This is a genomic window from Pedobacter sp. WC2423 (assembly GCF_040822065.1).
Lineage (GTDB): Bacteria > Bacteroidota > Bacteroidia > Sphingobacteriales > Sphingobacteriaceae > Pedobacter.
Map to the genome: position 1 here is coordinate 1617523 of NZ_CP162005.1, position 22359 is coordinate 1639881.

At 39.3% G+C, this 22359-nt stretch carries 14 protein-coding genes; 6 read left to right on the forward strand and 8 right to left on the reverse strand.

Going from position 1 to position 22359, the window contains the following annotated elements; genetic code table 11:
- The first annotated feature begins 152 nt into the window (after positions 1-152).
- Positions 153-3323, forward strand: a complete 3171-nt coding sequence (locus AB3G38_RS06355; protein WP_367867653.1) for a SusC/RagA family TonB-linked outer membrane protein — start codon at positions 153-155, stop codon at positions 3321-3323.
- Positions 3324-3336: 13 nt separating this feature from the next.
- Positions 3337-4884, forward strand: a complete 1548-nt coding sequence (locus AB3G38_RS06360) for a SusD/RagB family nutrient-binding outer membrane lipoprotein (protein WP_367867654.1) — start codon at positions 3337-3339, stop codon at positions 4882-4884.
- Between the two features lie 152 nt (positions 4885-5036).
- Here AB3G38_RS06360 and AB3G38_RS06365 read toward each other — a convergent pair whose 3' ends face one another.
- Positions 5037-5975, reverse strand: coding sequence for a hypothetical protein (locus tag AB3G38_RS06365; RefSeq protein WP_367867655.1), 939 nt, complete (start codon positions 5973-5975; stop codon positions 5037-5039).
- A 447-nt stretch (positions 5976-6422) separates the two neighbouring features.
- Between AB3G38_RS06365 and AB3G38_RS06370 the strand changes: the two genes are divergently transcribed.
- Positions 6423-6968 (forward strand): ORF6N domain-containing protein, encoded by a 546-nt coding sequence (locus AB3G38_RS06370; RefSeq protein ID WP_367867656.1) that lies wholly within the window; start codon positions 6423-6425, stop codon positions 6966-6968.
- A 312-nt stretch (positions 6969-7280) separates the two neighbouring features.
- Entirely contained in the window at positions 7281-8639 is a 1359-nt protein-coding gene (locus tag AB3G38_RS06375; RefSeq protein ID WP_367867657.1) for a DUF6055 domain-containing protein, read from the forward strand.
- A 114-nt stretch (positions 8640-8753) separates the two neighbouring features.
- Here the strand turns inward: AB3G38_RS06375 and AB3G38_RS06380 are convergent, their stop codons facing one another.
- Together AB3G38_RS06380 and AB3G38_RS06385 are read right to left on the reverse strand one after the other, a co-directional pair.
- Positions 8754-11468 (reverse strand): PAS domain-containing protein, encoded by a 2715-nt coding sequence (locus AB3G38_RS06380; RefSeq protein WP_367867658.1) that lies wholly within the window; start codon positions 11466-11468, stop codon positions 8754-8756.
- Positions 11469-11522: 54 nt separating this feature from the next.
- Complete coding sequence (locus tag AB3G38_RS06385) at positions 11523-14387, reverse strand: AsmA-like C-terminal region-containing protein (RefSeq protein WP_367867659.1); 2865 nt, start codon at positions 14385-14387, stop codon at positions 11523-11525.
- 344 nt (positions 14388-14731) lie between these two features.
- On the opposite strand from AB3G38_RS06385, the gene AB3G38_RS06390 reads away from it, so the two are divergent.
- Entirely contained in the window at positions 14732-16870 is a 2139-nt protein-coding gene (locus AB3G38_RS06390; RefSeq protein WP_367867660.1) for an ATP-binding protein, read from the forward strand.
- Positions 16871-17172: 302 nt separating this feature from the next.
- Complete coding sequence (locus AB3G38_RS06395) at positions 17173-18579, forward strand: hypothetical protein (RefSeq protein ID WP_367867661.1); 1407 nt, start codon at positions 17173-17175, stop codon at positions 18577-18579.
- 48 nt (positions 18580-18627) lie between these two features.
- Here the strand turns inward: AB3G38_RS06395 and AB3G38_RS06400 are convergent, their stop codons facing one another.
- From AB3G38_RS06400 to AB3G38_RS06420, 5 genes are all read right to left on the reverse strand, one after another.
- On the reverse strand, positions 18628-19137 hold the full coding sequence (locus tag AB3G38_RS06400) for a GNAT family N-acetyltransferase (protein ID WP_367867662.1): 510 nt from the start codon (positions 19135-19137) through the stop codon (positions 18628-18630).
- A 76-nt stretch (positions 19138-19213) separates the two neighbouring features.
- On the reverse strand, positions 19214-19702 hold the full coding sequence (locus AB3G38_RS06405; RefSeq protein ID WP_367867663.1) for a nuclear transport factor 2 family protein: 489 nt from the start codon (positions 19700-19702) through the stop codon (positions 19214-19216).
- Positions 19703-19764: 62 nt separating this feature from the next.
- Positions 19765-20655 (reverse strand): SDR family oxidoreductase, encoded by an 891-nt coding sequence (locus tag AB3G38_RS06410; protein WP_367867664.1) that lies wholly within the window; start codon positions 20653-20655, stop codon positions 19765-19767.
- A gap of 106 nt (positions 20656-20761) precedes the next feature.
- Positions 20762-21202 (reverse strand): Crp/Fnr family transcriptional regulator, encoded by a 441-nt coding sequence (locus AB3G38_RS06415; protein ID WP_367867665.1) that lies wholly within the window; start codon positions 21200-21202, stop codon positions 20762-20764.
- 234 nt (positions 21203-21436) lie between these two features.
- Positions 21437-22186, reverse strand: a complete 750-nt coding sequence (locus AB3G38_RS06420) for a M57 family metalloprotease (RefSeq protein WP_367867666.1) — start codon at positions 22184-22186, stop codon at positions 21437-21439.
- Positions 22187-22359 lie beyond the last annotated feature (173 nt).

A 22359-nucleotide genomic window follows, 5' to 3' on the forward strand; every position in this document is an offset into this window, starting at 1 on the left:
TTACAATTTTTTGCTGTAATACTGAAATTGATTTTCATTAAAGTTCTCTTTATTTGATTGAGTAACATAACTGTTGCGAAATGACAGCACCGCCTCTTCTGCGGTTATTTAAGCTGTTTATTAAAAAAAACAATGCTAACCAAATAACAATCATGAAAAAAAAATTACTTCCACTAGTATTTATTTGTACTGTGTTAACGGTATTCATTCTTTTCGAGTCCGCGAGCGCATCAACTGGTGGGCTAACAACCATAATATTGAGCAAATCTTTAACAACAAAAAAGTTAAAATCAGCCTCGACAGGAATTACAGGTAAAGTTACCGATGAACAGGGAGTCGGTCTACCCGGCGTTAGCGTTGTTGAAAAGGGAACTCAAAATGCTGCTATAACCAATTCATCTGGCAGTTATACGATAAATGTTGCAAATGCCAATGCGGTGCTGGTGTTCACATCCATTGGCTATAATCCCGTAGAAATAAAGGTAAACACAAAAACCGTTGTTAATGTTTCTATGGTGCCGGTTACAAATGCTTTGAATGAGGTTATCGTAACTGCCCTCGGTATAAAGAGGGAGGCCAAAAGCCTGGGGTACTCGGCTCAGAAAGCCGACGTCCAGGCATTACAAACTAACCGCACGACTAACCTTGCCAATTCGCTTGAGGGCCAAATCTCCGGATTGGACGTTTCTCCACCCGCCGCAGGGCCTGGTGGAAGTACAAAGATTCGTTTGCGTGGACAATCTTCTTTCACCGCAGACAATTCGCCGCTAATCGTAATCAATGGCTTGCCAATGTCGCAGGGTGCGAGCAGTAATAATGGTTATACACAAAATGTCGACCAGGGAGATAATTTGCAAGGTATCAATCAGGATGACATCGAATCGATGACTGTTCTAAAAGGATCTACCGCTGCAGCGTTGTATGGGTCACGTGCAGTTAACGGTGCAATAATTATTACGACAAAGTCAGGATCCAAAAACAGTGGAATAGGTATTGAGTTCAACTCTAATTTTACTTTAAACCAAGCGCTCGATTATACAGATTTTCAATATGAGTACGGGCAAGGTGAAAATAATATTCGTCCTTCATCACAAGGAACTGCGCAGAGTTCTGGTGCCTGGAGTTTTGGTGTGCCATTTGATAATGTACCAACGTATCAATTCGACGGAGTTCAACGCCCCTATGCGCCTGTTAAAGACCGGATAAGTACGTTCTTCAGACTTGCATCATCGTGGAGTAATACAGTTGCACTTTCTGGCGGTAATGATAAAGGAAGTTTTCGGGTATCTCTTTCTAATCAGGACGCTCAAGGCATAATACCAAACAACGATTTTCATAAAAAGATTTTTAACGTTGGCATTAACTATAAACTTACCGATAAATTATCTGCACAATTTTACGTCAACTATGATCACCAATTTAATAATAATCCGCCTCTTGTAGGTGTACAGGGAAATGCAATTCCTACATCGATTTACAGGTTGGCTAATTCCATCTCTTTTGATGTACTTAAGGCAGGCGCAACGGATGCCAACGGAAATGAAACACCAACTTCGAGGTTTGCTACCGTTACCAACCCCTACTGGATATTAGCGCACCAATTTCAAAGACAAACAAAAGATCATTTGTTAGGTACTGCTGTGGTACGCTATCAGTTTTTCGATTGGCTATATTTTCAGGGCAGGGCAAATATGGACCTTTTGCAATCTACCTATGAATCGAACACTCCAACTGGTACGCTGGCTGTATCTGCAGCACCAGCAGGGCTGTTCAACGGTAGCTATGGGATTAGTACAGCAAGTACACGCCAAAATAATTTTGACTTCTTGGTGGGTGGCGGGCATAAGTGGAAAGATTTTTCATTTAATGCAACGGCAGGTGGTAATAACTTTCCATTAACTTCCTCTACATTTAATGAAGCGGTAACAAACTTTTACATCAGAGGTTTATATACGATCGGAAACGGTGTTACGGCAAATTCGAGTTACAACCTGACTAAACAAACAGTAAATTCATTGTATGGTACTGCAGAATTGTCCTACAAAAATTTATTCTACCTGAATCTTACCGGCCGTACAGATTGGTATTCGGTACTGGCCAGAGATATAGATCACTATTTCTATCCCTCAATTAGCGGAAGTTTCGTTTTTTCGGAATTACTTCCAAAAGCAAAATGGTTAAATTTTGGAAAGATCAGAGTTGCTGTTGCAGAAACCGGAAGCGCACAGGGAGTTGGAAGCTACAATGCATTAACATTTGCGCTTGCTCAAAATTCGTTCAATGGGCTTCCCTTAGGAAGTATAAACGGGACATCTTCACCAAACACCCAAATTAAGCCTTTTGGTGTAAATGAAAAAGAAATAGGTATCGAGTTACACCTGTTCAACAACAGAGTGAATCTGGACTTAGCTGCTTACGATAAAAAAACGACTAATCAAGCCGTTCCAATAAGCCTGTCTGCAGCAAGCGGATACAGCACCACATTAGTTAACTTAGGTGGTCTGGACAATAAAGGATTAGAATTTAACCTGGAACTAATACCTGTTCAAAATAACAAATTTACCTGGAAAACCGCTTTTAATTCTGCTTTCAACTCTTCAAAAGTATTGTCATTAGCTAACAACCAATCACAACTTGTAGTGGGCAGTCCTGAGTTTTTTGGGTCTATTGTCGACGTGGTAGGTTTACCCCTTAACCAAATTGTAGGTTCAACTTACAAGCGGGATGCTTCCGGAAATATCGTATTATCGGGAGGCAAACCCGTAGCAAGTGATAAACCAGTTAATTTTGGTAGTGGCCTTCCTACAGCAACAGGGGGCTGGCTAAATACGTTGAACTACAAAGGCTTTACCTTTATTGCCCATATTGATTATAAAGCAGGTGGTAAAGTACTCTCGAGCACAAGTTTAAACTTATTAAGAGAAGGTTTATCAAAAGAGTCTTTACCTGGCCGTGTGGGTGGAGTAATTTTTCCTGGCGTAAACGCTACTGACGGATTACCAAACACCACCGCTGTAAATGCAGAAGATTTTTACGCAAATTATCGTTCAACGAATATCTTGGATCCATTTATTTATAGCTCGGGCTTTATTAAATTAAGAAACCTTTCGCTAGGATACGACTTGTCTAAATTTATCAATAAAAAATATGTGAAAAGCTTAGTGCTTTCTGCGGTATGTCATAATGTATTGATCATTAAGAAATATACGCCCAACATTGATCCTGAAGCAATAGCTTCAAGCGGAGATAACCTAACAGGTTATGAGCAAGCATCACTACCAACCACACGTACATTCGGATTTAACTTAAACGTAAGATTCTAACGCTATATACCATATGAAAAATTTAATCAGAATTATAATCATCGCAATCTGGGTCCCAGTAATTTCCAGTTGCAATAAAGGGTTTGATCAATTGAATATTAATCCAAATAACCCAACAGAACTCGACGCCTCATTCTTGTTTACGAGTGCACAATTTGGAACGCATGGAGCAACGATGGAAACCGAGCCAACAATTGTACAGCAATTTGTAAATCCGTTTTCGGGAATCACCTCGGCATTTAATTTTAATCAGCTGAATCAAACCTATACTTCGCAAAATTGGAATGCTGAATATACGGGAACAAATAGTGGCGCAACAAGCTCTTCAGGCCCTGTTCAATTGCTGGTCCAAATATTAAGCCAGCTCAAGGGCAATGCAGCAAGAACAAATTTATATAACGAAGCCAGAATCTGGAAAGCCTACCAGTTTATGATGCTGGTAGACAGTTACGGAAACGTGCCATATAGTGAAGCCGGACAAGCCTATTTATCAAATGTGCTTACTCCTAAATACGATAATCAGGCAATGATTTACACCGACCTGATTAACGAAGTTACTGCGGCAACGGCAGCTTTAGATCCAACAAAGGATATAGTAAAGGCCGATGTGTTTTACGGTGGCAATATCGCCCAATGGAAAAGATTGGGTTATTCCTTATTACTTCGGTTAGGTATGAGATATAGTAAATTTGAACCTGCAAAAGCGCAAGCTATTGTGCAAGCTGCCGTAGCTGGTGGTGTAATGACATCAAATGCCGACAATTGTTATCTGAAATACAATACAACTTACGTGAATCCCGTGAGCCAGACTATTACTGCGATAGCGAATACTTATTATTTAGCGGCTCCCTTTGTAGATCAACTAAAAAATAGTGGTGATCCGCGATTGAAGTTTATATCCGGCAAATATGCAAATCCGTTATCGGCACCTACAAGTGTACCAGATACCATATCTGCAAATCAGTTCGGACTTCCTATAGGCTATAGCAATGCTACTTTACCAACTGCCCCGGGATTTAGAGGTAGTAATGGCTCAGGTTTTAATTATTCCCAGGTTAATTATAGTGTTTTCGGTAGTTTAACCGCTCCGCAATTTTTCATCACTCATGCTCAAACGCAATTACTGCTGGCAGAGGCCGCTTTTAGAGGCTGGATAAATGGTAGCACACCTGATGTTTATTATGCTAATGGTATACGTGCGGCAATGGATCAATGGACAACCTATAACCCATCAGCCATCATTCCTTTAGCTACGCAAAATGCATTTATTAATAATCCCGTTAATGCTTACACAACGGCAAATGCACTAAACCTTATTAATACTCAATATTGGGTGGCATCCTGGGGCAATGGTACCGAGGCATTTGCTAACTTCAGGAGGAGCGGTTTCCCAGCCTTATCGCCCAATACCATGCCAGGACAAAATATAACTGGTGGTTTTGTTCGCCGGTTTGTTTATCCAACGCTTGAGCTTTCTGCAAATTCAACGAATTACCAGGCAGCGGTTGCAGACAATGGCGGGCCAGATAATATGGACACACGCGTTTTTTGGGATAAATAGAAAAATCCTCAATAGCACTCAGAATTTGCTTTTTTTTATAAGCTAACTTTCGAAATCGATCCTGTAAAACAAGTTTTACAGGATCGATTTTTTTAGATGTTTATTGTATTTTTTTGACACGAGATTGGGAGTTGCGGCAAAACTGACCCGGATTAGTCAATTCGCAAAATTCGCTTCCAGTCCGAACCATCAAACTCCATTACATCCTTGGGCCCTATGGACCACATGATCCCGTCAGCTGCGCTCAGGTGATAACAAGTGCGTGGAATGTCATCCCCGAAATCAACAGGATTAAGCTTGCCATCCTCCAGCCGATAGACGAAACTGGTAGAAGACACGTACAACTGTCCGTCGAAAACCTCCATACCCCAGAGGTCTTCTTCAGTGCTTTCATGCTTTATTATTTCCCATTGATCATCGCGTCCCCGTAGTAAGGTCCCAAGCTGACCGCAGGCATAGACAAAACCGTCCGGTGCGCAGCGAACTTTGTAGAGCGCCAGCTCGGTCGGACTGTTTTGTTGAGCGAACAGGGAACCGTCGTACTTCCAGATTTCGCCTTCCCAGCCGACCGTATAAATTTCCTGCTCGCTGAACCCATCGACAGATTCGAAGCTCGTGTCTGTGATCGGCGTATCACCGACCTGAGCGCTCTGGTCAATGCATCTCCACTGATCCTCGCCGTCACGAACATAAGCCTGCCGACAGGTTCCTACAGCATAAGCTCTACCTTTCGCGATACCGCGTATTTCACGAAGAGGGCCGCGTTTTCCTGGGTCTACTCCACAGCTTGCGATGGACGCTTCTTCCTTTACAACGCCACCGCCACTGGCCTCTACCGATCCATCGGTGCCTAGCGCCAGGTAACGTTCGGCCGGCACATGGCAGACCGTTCCCGAACAGGCAAGCCATGGCACTGTCCCGGCGTACCAGGTTCCACAATCCAGACAGTACAATATAGAACCTGTGTAACCTTCGCTGATAGAGATGTCGTTCGTGGTAATCAAATAGCTGAGGTCTGAGTAGCGAACGGTTCCAGTACCAATGCTGAGCCCGCTGAAATGTGGATCTCTAGTATCCATGTTGCGCTCCATATGTGTGTAAGTTAACAATGATGTTACTCCTGAATATTATCTTTTTAATCGTCATAATTTATTGGTTTTAGCTAGAAATCAAACTCTAAAAATATGCAAATATTACCTATACACGCAATTTTTACTTAAATTATTAATACAAATTACATTTATCATCATTTGAAGAAATGTCTATAAAAAACAAAAGTTAAATTTTCTGGTTTCTCTGTAAATTCCTTACTCTTTTTCATTCATATATTAACGTAATTGCAGTTAAAAACGTACAGATTAAATGGTGAGCGATTTGGTGAGTAACTAATCTCTCCACATTGCTCACCACCCATTTACAACGACCATAACCCTGCTGAACGGTGTCTCTGTTGAAAAGAAAGTTAACACTTATCTAAAATTTAGAATGAATTTAGTTGACGATTTAAACATCGCTGGATTTACTATAAAAATTAGAACATGAGCGAAAATATTAACGGTATGCCGATGCCTGATGAAATCATAATGAATCAGATTTATTTTATACGTGGTCATAAGGTAATGTTAGATACAGATTTAGCCGCGCTTTATGAAGTGGAAACTAAGCAACTTAAAAGACAGGTAAGACGAAATTCCGAACGTTTTCCAGAAGATTTTATGTTTGAATTAACTCAGGATGAATACATTAATTCAAGGTGCCAAATTGGCACCTTGAAACAGGGAGAAAATATTAAGTACTCTCCAATGGTATTTACGGAACAGGGTGTTGCTATGCTATCTAGTGTATTAAGCAGTAGTAGTGCAATAAAAGTAAACATACAGATCATTCGTATATTCACTCGAATTCGCCAAGTCCTAGCTGATCATACAGAAATCAGATTGGATGTTGAGAAAATCAAGAATAAACTCGATAATCAAGATAAGAATATGGAAATCGTGTTTCGCTATCTTGATGAGCTAATAGATAAACAGGAAAACCCTAATCCTCCCAGAACACGAATCGGTTTCAAACCAGACGACCTCTAATTGAATTATCTATTTAATCAGCGGGATAGTCCAGATCAATTATTATGTTTTATATTCTATTCAGAACCATTTCTTTGTCATGTACAAATCTGAGAAATCAAAAAAAATTAATAGCCGGATTAAACACAGGAATAACTCCGGGATAATTTACAACGACTATCAGTTAATATAAGATAACTATTATTACCACTAAGTGTATAAATTTAAATGTTTATTATTAACATAAAACAATATGAAACTGTAAGCTAAAAAACATAACATACTTGATGTAATGTTTCTGAAAAATAATAAATCAACCTACCAAATTAAACTATGAAAAGAAAATTAGAAATGATGATTATCGTACTTGCGGTAATGATTGCCTCCTGTAAAAAAGAGGCTGCAAATGTAAAAGACGCTGCAAATGAAAAACCAGCAATGATGGGAGCCAATTTAGCATTGGCAGCAGAGAAAACCATTTATATTCCAAATGAATGGCAAGGTATAGACCTGAATAATGACAATTCTGAATGGAGTAATGCAAGAATGGCTACTTCAGCCAATATTGTTATATTTTGGGATAAAGGCTTTACCACCAATCCCTCTCAAGCTCCAAACGCAAGTTTGCGTTTCAACAAAGCAGATATACTGCTGAAAGCAGAGCAGATTTACAAGAGCTACCGGGATACCTTAAAATTTACGGGACAGACCTCAAACCTGGACACAAAAAAGTTGATGATTTTAGTGAAATACTCCACAGATTGGTTAGCCCAGGGTGCCGGATTTGACAACGTCGTTGGCGCACTATGGGTCTCACCTGCCGCAATAAATATAAATTCTGTGCTTGCACATGAGTTGGGACATACCTTTCAATATCAGGTTCATTGCGATGGAGCTTATGGCTACAGGGACCAAAATTATGTGGGTTCTTTCTGGGAACAATGCGCCCAATATATGTCACGTCAGCTCTATCCTGCAGGATCGTTAGATGATATAAAATTCTTTTATGACAACTGCTATAAGAATTTTTCAAATGAAGAAATACGATATCAGTCCTTTCATCTTCAGGAATATTGGAAGCTGAAATATGGGAAAGACTTTCTTGGCCGTTTATGGCGTTCGGCCACCAGCGCTGAGCATCCACTGCAAACCTACAAACGCATCACCAACAGCAGCCAGTCAGTGCTCAATAATGAAATCCTCGATTATGCAAGACGTTGCGTAAATTGGGATCTTCCTAATGGACAATACGTAAGAGCAGCTGCACAAAGCCAGAATGCTACATTTAAAACACTACTGAATTATAACCCGGCCGATCAATATTATACGGTTGACCAGGCGAATGCGCCCGAATGTTATGGTTTTAATGTTATTGAACTGAATGTCCCTGCAGCCAGTACTGCAACAGTAAACTTTAGTGGCATCAACAATGGGACGTTTGTTAATCTACAGGGATGGAGATATGGATTTGTAAGTGTGAACAGCAGTGGAATACCAACTTACAGTACCATAGGAGCAGATGCTCAGGGATCACTTTTATTTACCAAACCAGCTAATACAAGTCGTGTATGGCTTGTTGTTTCCGGAGCTCCTCAAACACATTTTAACCATGAATGGGGAATGACAGCAAGTCAAATACCTAAATTCCCTTACAAAGTAAAATTCACAAATACCCAGCCTAAATCTTTATAAGCTATAAACACCAGCACCTGCAAAAAAGCCATCTTCATGTCGTTGCAGAACGATATAAAGATGGCTTTGCCTCTGACACAGCAGACAGTATTTAACAAATCAGAATTTCTTCTGCTATCGAACTGGTAGGTGAACGGTAAAAACCGATCCTTTGTTCCGCTCGCTTTCCACAGCAATCTGTCCCCCATGTCTTGATACAATGTTATGGACCAAAAACAGTCCGATCCCAAAACCGCTGTAATATTTTTCATTCTGGCCTTCTACTCTGAAAAAGCGTTCAAAGACTTTTTCCTGATCTTTTTTCTCAATCCCTATACCGTAATCTTTAATGGAAACCAGCACTTCATCCCCGGCAAGAGCAACAGCAATATCCACTACATTACTGGAAGGCGAATACTTAATAGCATTAGCTATCAGATTGATCATCACCTGGCTGATACGATCCCGATCTGCAATGATTTCGATCCCGGCTTCAGCATCCAAATGGAAAAAATACTGTTGATGGCTTAAGCGAAAATCTTCGACTACTTCAGTAACCAAAGCATCAATAAAAAAACGCTCCTTTTTCAAATCCATCCTACCTGCATCAATCCGGCTCAGATCAAGCATATCACCAATAAGCCCAGTCAATTGTAACAAGAGCACATCGATCCGTGAAAGAGAGGAATTCAGCTTACCTAAAAACGCTGTACTGGTCTCGCGCGCAAGTAACCTCAACAGCAATTGTACGTGCCCCTTGATTGAGGTTACCGGGGTTTTGAGTTCATGGCTAAGCATACTTACAAAGTCGCTTTTGCGCTGCTCTTCCTCTTTCAGCGCCTGGATATTGGTCGTTGAACCTACCCACATTGTAATATCTCCGTGCTCATCCAAAATTGGCGAAGCTACATTAAGATGCCAGATATACGCTCCGCTTGTATTTTTGAAACGCATCTCAGAAATATGAGGAACTCCATTCTGAGAGGCTACCGCAAGTCCATTCTGGAAAGCTTGAATCTCGTCAGGGTGCATCATCTGGTGATAGCCAAAATCCCGAAGATCTTCAAAACCCATTCCTGCAAAATCCAGCCACTGCTTATTAAAAAACGTGACCTCTCCATTTGGCAATGCATTGGAAATTTTCGCAGGTACTAAATCGGCCAGTCTTCTGAAATGCTGCTCACTCTTCTCTACTAATTTTCTGGAATTCACCTGTTCGGTCACATCTACTGCTACGACCAGGATATCTGAAACAGCACCATCTAAACCAGCCACAGGTTGGTAGACCACGTTAAAGAATATTTCCTTTAGTTCCCCGGCATGCTCCAGCATAGCCATGATTTCATTGGCATAAAAAGCTTCTCCAGAAGTATATACCTGATCAAGTATCCCCAGAAAAGGTTGTCCATGAAGTTCGGGCAGTGCTACAGAAAGTGGAAGTCCCAGAATGTTCCTGGTTTTCCCCCATACCTGCAAAATCTTTTCATTTGCCGTTTCCACTACAAACTCCCTTCCCTGAAGTACCCCGATTGCAACCGGCGCTTCCTGTATCAGGAACTTAAAACGTGCTTCGCTCTTGACGAGCTTATTATTTGAAATAGAAAGCTGATCATTTGCTGTGGCCAGTTCCTCCACATATTTTTCTAATAATCTTTTGGAGAGCACTCTGTCAGTAATTTCAAAGGACATCACAAGCACACCAGTCCTGTTTCCATCCAGATCCGAAAGCGGCTGGTAGGTGTAATCGACATAAGTTTCGCGTAATGTCCCGTCAGCCATAGTAAAAAGCACCGGGCTTTCTTTCACATCAATCACCTCGCCTGTTTCCATTACCTGCCGCAGCTGTCCGGCAAAGGGCTGATCTGCAAGGTCAGGCAATATCTGTAGAAATGGCCTCCCCACTACTTCTGCTCTGGATTTTTTCCAGTATCCCAGATTGGTATCGTTAATCATCTCTACAATAAGATCCTGTCCGCGGATTACCACTACTGAAGCAGGCAGCATATTCAATATCTGTCCGAGATTGTCTGTGGCCTGATCAGACTTCAGTCTGCTTTGAAGGGTATGAGTTACCTCAATTGAAAAATTAAAAACTCCGTCCACCTTCCCTTCCAGGTTAAATCTTGGCACATAGGTAAAGGTAAAGTACCGGTCAGTGGTAGGTCCGTTCTCAGTTTCGGAAATTGGTACCAGCTGTTCGTGGAATTCCACAGGCTTACCGGTACGGTATACTTCCTTTAATACTGCGGGGATTTCTGACTCCACCAGTTCTGGCAGCGCCTCAAAAAACCGCCGGCCCAGAAGTTCTCTCCCTGGTAACATTTGCTGATACTTCGTATTCACCAATTCAATCACCAGTTCTTCTCCAGAAAGCACAGCTATTCCAGCAGGTGCCTGACTGATAGATTCGTATAAATGGTCCCGCTCCTGCTCAGCGGCCTCACGGGCAGCAGAAACCCTGGCCCTTTCATCCACCTGGGCGGTATTTTCCAGTACCCAGACTGCAATCTTTGTGACCAAAGCCTTTTCATCCAGTACCGGGGCATAAACAAAAGTTACATAAACTTGTTCCTCTTTGCCATTACGTATCAGCATAAGACTGACTTCATCTGCATAATAGGATTCTCCGTTAGCAACTACACGCAACAGGGCATCCTCGTAATACGCTCTTACCTCCGCAAAACTCTCCCAGTACAACTTTCCAAGGATAGCCTCTTTTTCTTTCCCGGCAATTGCAAGAAATTTATCATTGACCATTTCTGCCTCAAGGCTGTGTGCATTCAAGATACAGATTCCAATTGGGGCACTCTCTATTAAGGTTTTCAGCAGCGGACTATCGGTTAAATTCATTCGTTATAAAAAACACTAATTTAGGTTATGATAATTTACAATTCAAAATCTATGTTATTCCTTAACATTTTTGTCTACTTGCTTTTCTGCATTTTTAGCTTTCTTTTCCTGCACTCTTTTCTCATTACGCTGCTCTTCTCCAGATTTCTTTTGATCACGTTTCTCTTCCCGGATTACCTTGTTAATTTTCCTGTTATAAACCGCAGTTAAAATTCCCTGACCGGTCCTGCTGAAAAACTTTATTTTCGGCTTGTCACTTGTTCCTGTTACTGCAACCGGAATACCGATCCAGCCAGCAGGCGGCAGCCCTACCTTGACCAGGATGTCCAGCAATCCATTAAAACTCGTAGTTCCACTGATAGAAGGTCTGAGTACAGAAACTTTAAATTTAAATTCATCAATATGGATCAGATTATCCTTGATATGTGTGACAATATTGACTCCTTTCATATCAGGATTATTAAAGGCGTCAGCCCCTGTATGATCACCGATCACTGAAAGCATTTTTAAATTTTTCACTGCTACATCCCTTAGGTTCACTACACCTCCCCCTTCTAAAGAAGGATAGATTGGATTCATATTCTGATCGAAGTCGCCTTTTAATTTATAATTCATCGACACGATTCCGCTTACATTCTTTGCAGAAGTAGCCATTTCCCGTACCATGTCAATTTCTTTGTAAGCTCTTTGTACATTAAAGTCCATTACTTTAAAGGCAACATCAAAATTGGCCGTTAAGGGCGATTCATCCTTATAACGGGCATTAATATTCATCTTGCTTCCTATAAGGCCTAATGAGGTATTCTTCAAAAATATCTGACCTTTCTGTACAGCAGCCTTTCCCTGAAGCTGGTTAATCTCCAACCCTTTAAAACCTACTTTTTTTGCATTGACTTCTAAAGAAACATCCAGATTTTTTGGAACGATCACCACACCGCTACTTTTAGGGTTTTCGGCTTTCGCGTATTCAACTTCCAAAGATTTATGATCATTTTCACTATTTTTCAGTGCCATAAATTCATCGACCAGGATGTAATTGGAATTTGATGCAAAGTTTCCTTGAAGAGTTCCTTTACGCCCGATAAAATAATTGATAGTATTTAACAGATAACCATTCAATGAAAAATCTGATTTTCCATAAGCAGCGTAAAATTTCCTAAACCACATTTTTTCATTCTCAAACTCGAAGCTACCTTCTTTGATATAAAATGTCTTTGGCAGATAGGCAGTATTCGCTTTGATATTTTTCAGTACCAGCGTACCTTTATTATCAAGTTTGTTGTACTGACCAGTGGTCGCATAACTTTGTCTTCCATTCAAAGAAAGGTCTGCTGTGATTAATCCACTAACATCAAATCCTTTTCTTGCAAACACCTGATAGATTCTTCCAACGTTCAATACTCCTTTAGCACGAACTTTGTAAAGGAGGTCTTCGAAATTCTGTAAGTCAGCATCGATAAATACCGGATTTCCTTCAAAATCAAATTTGAATGGAGAAATTTTCACTCCAAGGCTGCTAAGGGTCCCATCTGTATTTTTGATATCAGCTTTAAGATTGATATGCTTTATTGGGTTTGGATAAGCTGTTGTTTTTAACCAGCCGTCTTTTAGGTTAAGAGATCCGTTGGTTTTAGGAAATAGCTTTTTATCCATGCTGAAGATACCATTTGCTTTAATGTCGGCATTCACAAGACCTCTGATTTCAAGATCTTTTAAACCCAGCGCCTCGTCCAGTGTCTGGAGATTAACTGCACCTTTCATATTCGCATTTACATTCATTTCGCTCAATCCCCTGGTTTTGACAACTGCCCGGAAATTGCTTTTCTGTCCAAGGTCGAAACTTAGTTTTTTAAGATCCAATCCCAGTTTTTCAGGGTCTAATGAAGGTAAATCTATATTCAGATCAACATTAAAATTGTTCATAGGCACCGGTGCCTTTGTACTGGAAATGACACCATCTTTAACCAGCAGACGCGCTGTAAAATCAGGTTTCAGGTTCCTGGGTTCACTAAACTGACCTTTCAAGCTGAAAAACAGATCGCTGTTTCCCTCTAATTTGATATCCTGCGCCCATTCCAGATATTGTGGTGGCAGCACAGAAATCATATCACGAATAGTGGTTTTTTCTGAAGCAGCTTTGATATCAAGGTCATATCCATCCTTAAGAATACTCAGGAAGCCAGTAAATTTTAATGGAAGATCATTGATTCTGAGTTCATTTTTTCTAAGTACAAAAGTCAACGCATCCGTATTAATTCTTGTGATCAAGTCGGCACGCAGGGATTTTTGCCTCGCATAATAGATTCTGTTAAGGCTAAAATCAAGCTGATTAATCGTAAGATCAGTTTTGAGATCAAAAATATCCTCACTCAATCCACCTTTTCCTATATAATTAAGCCCTTTTGCATCCACTAATATTTTAGCTGCATGGTCGTTATATTTAATATGCCAGTTCTTAAATTTGATGAGCTCCAGTTTAATGGACGTACCTTTTTCAGTAGTATCTTTTGGACTTTTAGAGGGACTGGAAACATAGACGTTATAATTGGCCTGCCCTTTACTATTGACATAAACATTTGCATAAGCATCGTTAACATAAATTTCATCAATCTTCACTTCACCATCAAAAATCAGATTTTTCAAATTGATTCCTGCTGCAACCTCTTTTGCTGAAAGTAAAGTATCCTGCTGAAAAGGTTTTGATCCTTGAAGTAATAAGTCATCTACAGATACCGTAAGAGAAGGAAAATGCCGAAAAAAAGTAAGATGCACCTTTTTGTAATCAAGTTTCCCAGCCAGGTGCTTATTAGCAAATATTTTTACTTGCTCAGAAATTGTCCCAGGGAACAATAACGGAATAATAAACATCAGAAATAATATGGATGCTACAAAAATCCCAACCCATTTTAAAATTTTCAAAACTAGTTTTTTACTCCTCTCCATACATTTATAATCATGATGCCCTGAATACTGTTTCAGTTATTCACAACACTAAAACTACATTTCTGGCTTAAAGTTTTAGCAGATGGCAATTATTCCGAAATTGCGATTCAAAAATGATCTCTTTCAAAACGTTAGCTTGACTTTATATTCTGTAAGCTCATTCCTGCTCTTAAATCAGTATTTATAAATACTATAAAACCGCAATAAATAGTCCATATTTACAGCCTATAATTAAATATATGTCTGGTTTTCAAGTTAATTTAACTAATTGTGATATTGAACCTATTCATATACCAGGACAGATACAATCGCACGGTTTTATGATTGTCATCGATACGGAGATGATCATTCAATTTCACAGTAATAATATCAGTAATTTCATCCCTCAGGTTTCTGATTTATTAATTGGTAAATCAATTGATTATTTAGAGAATTTACCTGATCAGGCTTATCAAGCTAATTTTATCAGACAACTGATTACTTCCGGAAAAACTAACAAAGGATTTGAAAGGATTAATCCAGTTCCAATAACAATTTCTGGAATTCAATATTATTTAATTATTTCCTTAAGTGACGGACTATATATTTTGGAATTCGAATTATCGGCGTCAAGTTTCCAATTAGATGTCCAGGGCCTGATGGGTAACACTATCGCTGAAATTCTTACCTATAATAAATTGGAGGATTTATTAGAAAACACTGCTATTCAAGTAAAACAAATCATAGATTTTGATAGAGTAATGGTCTATCGGTTTGCAAAAGATGGTCACGGTGAAGTGGTAGCTGAATCTAAAAATCCGGATTTATCACCATGGCTTGGTTTACATTATCCAGCATCCGACATACCCCGGCAAGCACGTGAGTTATATAAATTGAACTTAACCAGATTGATAGCGGATGTTGATTCAATACCTGCCAGAATTACTAAAGCAAAAAATAATCCACAAGATCTGGATCTGACTTATAGTCAATTAAGAGCGGTATCCCCTATCCATATTCAGTACTTAAAAAACATGGGGGTTGCTTCCAGCTTCAGTATTTCCCTGAAATTTAAAGATGAATTATGGGGATTAATCGCTTGTCATAATTATACTCCACGATTTATTGATTTTAAATCAAGGGAATATGCCAAATTGATCGGCCAGATAACCTCATCCGCACTTGAATTCAGACAGAATGAAGAAACGCTGAGAAACGAGAATGAATTTAGCCACAGCCTGGAAAAAATCATTAAACAGTTGATGGGATCCGAAAGCATAGAAAAAGCACTGACTTCAGAAGAAACTACATTATTAGATATAGTCAAATGTGATGGTGCTGTGCTTGTACACGATAAAAAGATATATAAATTAGGGATTACGCCTAATGATCAACAATTACTGGATTTAATATTCTGGATAAATGATCAGGGAAAAGATACTTTATACCAGACAGATAACCTTTCTGCTGTCTATTCCGAAGCATTTGCATATCAAGATAGTGCAAGTGGGTTATTAATATCAGTGCTTTCCAGAGAACTGGGAGATTATCTGATTTGGTTCAGAGCTGAACAGATTCAAAACTTGAGATGGGCAGGAAATCCTGATAAACCAGCAACTATTCATGATAATGGATTGCTTAACATTTCTCCCCGAAATTCATTTGCTATATGGACGGAAACTATAGCTGGTTTTTCAGAAACCTGGTCTGTAGATGATATTAAGTCCGTTATCAAATTGAAAGAGGAAGTGAACTATGGGCTAAACCACAAAGCGGGAACTGCACGTATAATGAATGAAAGGCTTAAATTAGCCTACCAGGAGCTGGAAAGTTTTAGTTATACCATTTCCCATGATCTGAAGAATCCTATTGCCTCAATTAAAAGTTATGCTCAGCTGCTGATTAGAGATCAAAACATTTTGGAACGCGGTCAGCAAATGTTGCACAGAATAGCTGACAGGGCAGATCAAATGAATTTAATGATTAATGCAGTTCTTGATTATTCGCGTATTGGGAGTACAGCGATGCTCTTCCAACCTATTAAGACAGAAAGCTTAATCATTGAAATTGTTAACGATCTTTCTCTGATCTATGCTGCTGAAAACCTGGAAATTACGATCGGGGAAGTTCCAGATCTGCGAGGTGACCCCATTATGGTTTTACAAGTATTTTCTAACCTGATTAGTAATGCCGTGAAATATTCGCAACATTCTATTGCACCCAAAGTACATATATCAGGTGAATTAATTGGAGACAAAATCCATTACCATATTGTAGATAATGGTATCGGAATTGCCCAAAATAACTTATTGAACATATTTGAATTGTTTAACAGAATGGACAATGTTAAAGATATTGAGGGTTCAGGTGTTGGTTTAGCAATTGTTAAGCGAATTATGGAAAAACATGAGGGCACAATAGTTGCCGAAAGTGAATTAGGAGTTGGGTCAACTTTTCGTTTAACGTTCAATCATAGCTAGTCTTAGTTATGATTGAAAAGACATAGGAGCGTTGAAAAATATCAGGTCATAGCTCATACAATCAGCTAAGTTCAAACCATTCACCCGGCCCAGCAAACACCAACCTGATATCCAAAGTTTTCAACTAATGATCAAAACGTTCAATTGGATTTGGTGTTTCAATATATATCGGCTATACCATTCTGGCTTAACCGTATAAATACCTGTTATAAGGGTATAAATACCCTTTTGATTTAGCTATATACCTCCTTAAAATATCCAGGTAAAAGTATTTAATTTAATCAATCTAAATTTCAATCCATATGAAAAGAACAATTAACCTCTCCACCAACCTGATTGTACTGTTTGTAATCGCCCTGATTGCCTGCAGTTGCAATGATCAGGGCAAATCAAAAGATGGCAAGCTAAAAGCTGGTCAGGCTTTAGTAAGTAATGGCGCCTTTTTAAATTACAGAGATTCTGTACCTTCCAAAGAACAATACAATAATCCCCTGTTTGTGCTGAGTCACGATTATCCGACAACAGTTAAACCTATTGTTAATCCTTCCTGGCAACAGGCGTTAAAAGGGCAGCCAATCTCTGAGGCCAATGTTTTTGCTTATATGGATTCCCTTAAAAGTTATGTTGCGCCAAATATAATACCCTTTTTTACTGATAATAAAAAATGGACATCAGCTAAATATGGCTGGTTCAACGAGCCGTGGCTTGGAATAGACAGGGAGGCCATACTAGGTGCTTATCTGGGAAATGGAAACCCGAAAAACATGTTCAGTACACTTAAAGAGGATGAAAGCGGATACGCTCTTGTACTCTATGATGCTACAGCTGCCTATACAGTCGGACAAATCTGGGGTAAGACCGGGCAAAAAGTTAATTTACTGAATGACGCAGCTCAGTTTAAAGAAGGAAGTGTTATTGTAAAGTTTGCTTTTTCAAATATCAATTATCCGCAGTGGTCTGTCATGAAAGATGCACAAACCTTTAGTGTTTATGATACCATCCCTACAAGTGAAAACCCGAAAAAAGGGTATCAGATGCGTAAGGTTAGCTTCTTTCAAATGGATGTTATTGTTAAAGATAGCAAGACATCTCCTAAAACGGGCTGGGTGTATTCTACTTTCGTATACGACAAAGATGCTAAAGGGTCATTCTGGGAAAAGATGGTGCCACTAGGTGCCATGTGGGGCGACGACCCAAATGTAAACAGTCCTGTTGCCCCTCCTTATCCTAAATTAGCCGAAACAATAATCAATCCTAAAGCACCATTCTACAGTAAAGAGACATTAGGCTGGGGAGGCAGACTCAGCGGCCCGAATGATGGAGCAGTTGCACAAAAAGCGGTAGATTTGACTACAGGTAAAGTATATAAAAACCTGCCTTTGTCTTCTTGTATGAGTTGTCATAGTCCTGCACAGGATACTTTTGTATCATTCGTATTGCCAGGGCCTTTCCCTAAAAGCACTGACACTGCAACTTATGTTTATACACCGGGAAGTGCCAAATGGAAATTGTGGTTCAGAAATAATGCTGGCAATGTACCTTTTGATAAAGGACAGGTAGCTATGGATTATGATATGGTAATGGCCATGAAAGCAGTTGGTAATTATGAAGCCGCAAATCCATCACCGAAAAACAAACTGTTAAAAGATAATTTTGAGGCGATCCGCAATTACAGAAGGCATAATACTTCGAGCAGGTTCTGGCATTAAAATAATAGAATTTATTTATCCCGGCCGTGTCAGGCCGGGATAAATGTATTATAGCTGCAAAGCATATATCACTTCATCTTCAGATATACCATCTGGCCAGGTTACTTTTTTCCTATTGGAATATTTAAAACCGAACCGTTGATTTGCAGCTTTGGAAATTTCATTGCCTGCTCTATGGGAAACAGTAATTGAGCTGCATTTTTTTTCTCTTGCCCAGTCAATTCGTACCTGATAAAATAACCTGGCCAATCCCCTGCCGCGATGTGCCGGCTTAATGAAAGAGGAAAATAAAATTGCTGATGTTGCGTCTTCTTTATCGATAGCCACACCAGTCAAACCGATGATTGAATCCGTATCATATAAGGCAAATATGGCGCGCTTATCATTTTCTAATAAAGCGATCCAGTCATCTTGGCTATAGATAACTTCTTTCGCGTAACTGCTACCAAACATTTCAGGGTTAGTTTGTAATGCTTCCAGTCTGATTGATTGATATGCTGCCCATTTAGAAGGCAGCAAACGTTGCAAGGAGTAATTATCTTCTGTGTTACTTTTCATTGTTAAATATTTGCAGGCTATGATCACCTGAAGCATTATAAAAAAAAATTGTGATAATTAATCCCTGCATTTTACTTTATTTATGATCATAGCTCATCTCACGCTTTATCTGCCATTTCCCATTTTTGTTTTCCCAGATTTCGGTAAACTTTGCAGTAGCTTCTAACTCTTCCTTTCCGTTAACAGTGCCATAAAATTTGTGAATCCCTACAGCTAATGCACCGAAATTGCCTAAACGATAAACTTGCAGGCTTCCTTTAACCAGCTCACGTCTTGAAGAATGTACAGCGTCTGTGAAATTCCTTTTAAAAGCAGCTAAATTATGTGCATAGTCTGACAAGCCTCCCCTATCATCATAAAATTCAAGATCAGAAGAAAAGAAATTCATAAAAGCGTTCAGATCGCGTTTATTATAAGCGGAAAACATGTTACTATCTAATCCGGATACGATTTGATAAAGCGGATCTGTATGCTGAATTCCCTTATTTTGAGGTTGCGCAACTGCTGATAAGGTAGCTATGGCGGTCAATGTGATCAGCACAGTGTGTTTATATAAAGATTTCATATCATTTTATTGATTGGACAATCTTCATCAGCAAAAGTTACACTGATTCCACGAGTTAATCGCTAATAATCAAACTCTGCTTTATGTTTTTTAATAAAGTCAATCCATTTCACAGGTTGTTTTCCTGTAATTTCAAAGAAGTTGTCAAACGTATCATCAGCACCAGGAATCGTCCCTGCTGCATAACGTTTCCAATGGTTATATACACAATCCATATAAGCCATCTCAGCGCCCGAATCCTTCATTTGCTGCAGGAAGATTTCAGGAGAAAGTGGTTCATAACGGAAAGGTTTACCGATAACTGAAGTCATCAGTCCAGCCATTTCATTAAAAGTTATTGCATCGTAACCTAATCTATAAGTTTGTCCGCCATGTACTTCCGGATTGGCTAAAGCCAGAGCAGCAACTTGTGCTACATCATCTACATCTACCCAACTCAGCCGCGCCCCCTCAACAAAAGCATGAATTATACCATTTTCAATTGTTCTTTTACCTCCATAACTCAATACGTTCTGCATAAAAGTTTCCGGACGTAAATGTGTATAAGAAAACCCAGACCACTCAATATACCTTTCTATCAATTGATGCCAGGCCCAATGTGCAACAGTGGTATCGTCACGACCACAGGCGCCCAGATGTACAACATGCTGTACGCCAGATTTTTTAGCATTATCTAACAAAGCCTTGCTTTGACGTAACATATCAACGGTATAACCAGTAACTATCAAAACGCGATCGATATCTTTAAGCGCAGACAGATGTGTACTCTCGTCATCAAAATCAAGAATAACTGTAGCAATTCCTTTAGCTGTAAACGGAGCCGCCTTCTCTGGAGAGCGTACTGCAGCTACCAGCTCTATTTCTTTATTTGATAAAAGAAAGTCCATTGTTTTACTACCTACCTGTCCGGTTGCTCCAGTGATTAATATTTTAGGGATTATCGTATTTAGCATGAGAAATTTTATAAGATTAAACGATCTGCATGCAAAGGTAACTTGCCGTGATGCCATAAACAGTTGACCTAAAACAAGAAATTGACTTGATCTATATCAATCCTGGTTATTTGCGCAGCGTAATCTTCTTCTTAATGCGGCTTAAGGTTTCCGGAGTGATCCCCAGGTAAGAGGCAATCAGGTTTTGAGGGATTCTTTGAATGATTTGCGGGCTGTATTCCATCAGCCGGACATATTTTTCTTCAGCAGCATCTGTGACAGAACTGATTAATCTTCGCTCTTTTGTAATCAGGCTATTCTGAAAAAGGAGACGAAAATACCGGTCCATGACCGGAACTTTTAAAGTCATTTCTTCAAAATCTGCAAGCGTGATTATCAAAAGTTCGGAATTTTCTATAGCATCTATGCTGAAAACAGCTTTTTCACCTGAGAAGAAGCTGCTCATATCTGAGGTCCACCACCCCTCCCATGAAAACATATTCATATGCTCATCTCCTTTTTCGTCAACATTGTAAGATCTGAGCAGACCTTTTACTACAAATGACATGTACTTACATATTTCTCCTTCCTGCAGCAAATACTGTTTTTTCCGAAGCTTTTTGACGGTGAAAAATTCTTTGATAGTAATTTTCTCACTTTCGGTTAGTGATACCTTGGCCAGAATATGAGAAAAGAAAACATCAAACATATACAAATATAAGTGTTAATATCAAGAAGCTGCATTTTCAGACAGCTTCCTGATACATTACGATATATGTGTTAATTTGATCTGAATTTTATATTATAAAGGATATAATACAGCAGTCGCCTGTTTATCTTTCGCTGATAAAACAGTAGCCCCGCTTCCACATTGTCCGCCATTCATTAATGATAGCGCATCAGTTCCACCAACTCCTGGTACATCAATCGAAGTAGATTGGTTAGTATGCTTAATAGAAATGGTATGTCCGAATTCATGTGCAATAGTTCTTTGACGTTGTGCAAAAGAATTATTTTTGATCAGTTGCTGATTAATCCAAACAGTATTCCCTGCTTTACCGTCAGAGGTAGACAGGTAAGCTTGTCCGCAGGTACTACCTCCGATCGTATTGTCAACTTTTATCAAAATATCATAATTATTATCTGTTACAATGACGAATTTAATTTTTGAATTAGGCACTGTATTCCACTGCTGAATTGCTCCATTAATTTCAGCAGCCATGCTTGTGATAGAAGCATCCACTTTAACACGGATATTAGAACTATTGGTTACCAGAAAACCATTGTAATACTGTTCTGTTTTTGGCTTTCCGTTATCATCAGGAATCTGCATATTTTTATCAAATACGATATCACCGTCAACAATATACTGAGCTCCTTTTTCGACTATTTGTGCGTCTGTAAATCCAAGATTTTTGATGTATTCACGAACTTTATCTGTTTGCTTAGTACTCAAATCCCGATTTGAAGGAGTCTCATTTTTCTTTGAGCAGGAGGTAATTAAAATCGGAAATAGCGCAATTAATGCGATGTTTTTAAATAAGTTTTTCATAGTTTAGGTTTTAGGTATATCGTAATGATTCTGCAATTTAACAATTACTATAGTAGTATAACAGAAAAAATACATTGTATTATTTTATATCTTTAAATCATTTCCGATAAGACATTTAAATAACCAGCGACCCCCTAATTTGTAAAATACCGTCTAAACGAAGAAATGGGTTA

Bases quoted from the DNA above. Each gene is read 5' to 3' on its own strand.
- AB3G38_RS06405 (WP_367867663.1), bottom strand. From the start codon at position 19,702: ATGAAATCTTTATATAAACACACTGTGCTGATCACATTGACCGCCATA.
- AB3G38_RS06360 (WP_367867654.1), top strand. From the start codon at position 3,337: ATGAAAAATTTAATCAGAATTATAATCATCGCAATCTGGGTCCCAGTA.
- AB3G38_RS06415 (WP_367867665.1), bottom strand. From the start codon at position 21,202: ATGTCATTTGTAGTAAAAGGTCTGCTCAGATCTTACAATGTTGACGAA.
- AB3G38_RS06420 (WP_367867666.1), bottom strand. From the start codon at position 22,186: ATGAAAAACTTATTTAAAAACATCGCATTAATTGCGCTATTTCCGATT.
- AB3G38_RS06365 (WP_367867655.1), bottom strand. From the start codon at position 5,975: ATGGAGCGCAACATGGATACTAGAGATCCACATTTCAGCGGGCTCAGC.
- AB3G38_RS06400 (WP_367867662.1), bottom strand. From the start codon at position 19,137: ATGAAAAGTAACACAGAAGATAATTACTCCTTGCAACGTTTGCTGCCT.
- AB3G38_RS06375 (WP_367867657.1), top strand. From the start codon at position 7,281: ATGAAAAGAAAATTAGAAATGATGATTATCGTACTTGCGGTAATGATT.
- AB3G38_RS06410 (WP_367867664.1), bottom strand. From the start codon at position 20,655: ATGCTAAATACGATAATCCCTAAAATATTAATCACTGGAGCAACCGGA.
- AB3G38_RS06370 (WP_367867656.1), top strand. From the start codon at position 6,423: ATGAGCGAAAATATTAACGGTATGCCGATGCCTGATGAAATCATAATG.
- AB3G38_RS06390 (WP_367867660.1), top strand. From the start codon at position 14,732: ATGATTGTCATCGATACGGAGATGATCATTCAATTTCACAGTAATAAT.
- AB3G38_RS06380 (WP_367867658.1), bottom strand. From the start codon at position 11,468: ATGAATTTAACCGATAGTCCGCTGCTGAAAACCTTAATAGAGAGTGCC.
- AB3G38_RS06355 (WP_367867653.1), top strand. From the start codon at position 153: ATGAAAAAAAAATTACTTCCACTAGTATTTATTTGTACTGTGTTAACG.
- AB3G38_RS06395 (WP_367867661.1), top strand. From the start codon at position 17,173: ATGAAAAGAACAATTAACCTCTCCACCAACCTGATTGTACTGTTTGTA.